The 1,695-nt window shown below is 37.8% G+C and carries 1 protein-coding gene; it reads left to right on the forward strand.

The features are described 5' to 3' along the window. The coding region (locus tag G468_RS21880) for a portal protein (protein ID WP_051297198.1) at window positions 1-1,695 on the forward strand (1,695 nt) is incomplete at both ends.

Here is a 1,695-nt window from a genome sequence, read left to right on the forward strand (position 1 = left end):
TGGCGTATTGTTACTGACTATGAAGACGAAAATCCAACAAGCAATAATCAGGTTATTCGCAGAGTTCCACTTCACGAATCATGCACGCATGTTATATGGGATTGTAATTCAAAAGAAATAGATAAGTCTGATGCCAAAAACTGCACGATTATCCATGCTTTAAACACGGATGGATGGGAAGATTTCGCTGAAAAATATGGTATTGATAAAGATATTACTCCTTCCTTTCAATCACCAAACAATGATTTTTTATTTAGCTGGTCAAACGGAAAAACAGTTTACGTTGCAGAGTACTATGAAGTAGAAGAAAAAAAAGAGAAGGTTTTTGTTTATTACAATCCGATGGCCGGTGATTTACAAAGTTACTATGCAAGTGAAGTAAAAGAAAACATGGATCGCTTAGCGCAAGAAGGCGCTAACAAAGTAGGTGAGCGAACAGTAAAACGTTGTAGAGTATACAAGTCAATTATAACAAATACAGCAATATTGAAAGATAGAATTAAAATTGCGGGTGAACATATTCCGATTGTGCCTGTTTTCGGTGAATGGTCATTTTTTGATGACACTGAGTTATATGAAGGTGTTGTGCGTTTATCAAAAGACGCTCAACGTTTACGTAACTTTATACTATCCAAAGGTGCCGATACGGTTGCCAAATCACCGAAGAAAAAGCCCTTCTTTTATGCTGAGCAAATTGCAGGTTATGAAAGAATGTATAGCGGAGATGATGATTATCCGTATTACTTACTTAATAGAACTGATGAAAACAAGGGAGATCTTCCTCCTGGCCCTGTTTCATATATGGAAAATGCCGAGATATCACAAGCTGATGCTGGAATGTTAGAAGCAGCAACAACAGCAGCAAAAGAAACTGCAAGAGTAGGTGTTGATGTTGAAGCAGCCAATGGTCAAGTGGCATTTGACACTGTTAATCAACTCAACAGCAGAATTGATTTAGAGACCTATGTATTTCAAGATAATTTGGCTATCGCGATGCGTAGAGATGGTGAAATATATGCGTCAATAGCTAATGAAATTTATGATACACAACGAAAAGTGATCACAACATCCGAAGACGGAAATGAAAATAGCATTGATTTAATGACACAATCTGTTGATTTTAATCAAGGTAAAGTGGTTACTTTAAACGATATCCGTGGAAGATACGAAACTTACACTGATGTTGGCCCATCATTCCAATCGCAAAAAGATGCTGCAAGAGCAGAAATTGGTGAGCTAATAACTAAAGTTCCTCCTGAGCATCCAATCTGGAACGTCATGATGCTTACTTACGCAAATATGATGGAGGGTAAGGGTGTTGAATATATTCGTGATTATGCTAACAAAGAACTGATCACTAGTGGATTGAAGAAGCCTGAAACTGATGAAGAAATGCAATGGTTAGCAGAAGCACAACAAGCATCACAAAATCAGCAAGATCCGTTAATGGAAGCAGCCATTGCTGAACAAATGAAAGCTCAAGCAGAGATAGCTAATGCTCAAAATAGAATGGCTGAAACACAAATAAAAGCATTTACTGCTGAACAGCAAGCAGCTGAATCACAAGCTAATGTCGTTTATAAACTTGCACAAGCAAAAAATATCGATGAAAAAGCAGTGATGGAAGCAATAGAGCTGTTGAGTAAGGTTGCGCAACAGCAACAAAGTAATATTCCTACCGGCAAATCAGCCGAG

This window comes from Arsenophonus nasoniae DSM 15247, from assembly GCF_000429565.1.
Lineage (GTDB): Bacteria > Pseudomonadota > Gammaproteobacteria > Enterobacterales > Enterobacteriaceae > Arsenophonus > Arsenophonus nasoniae.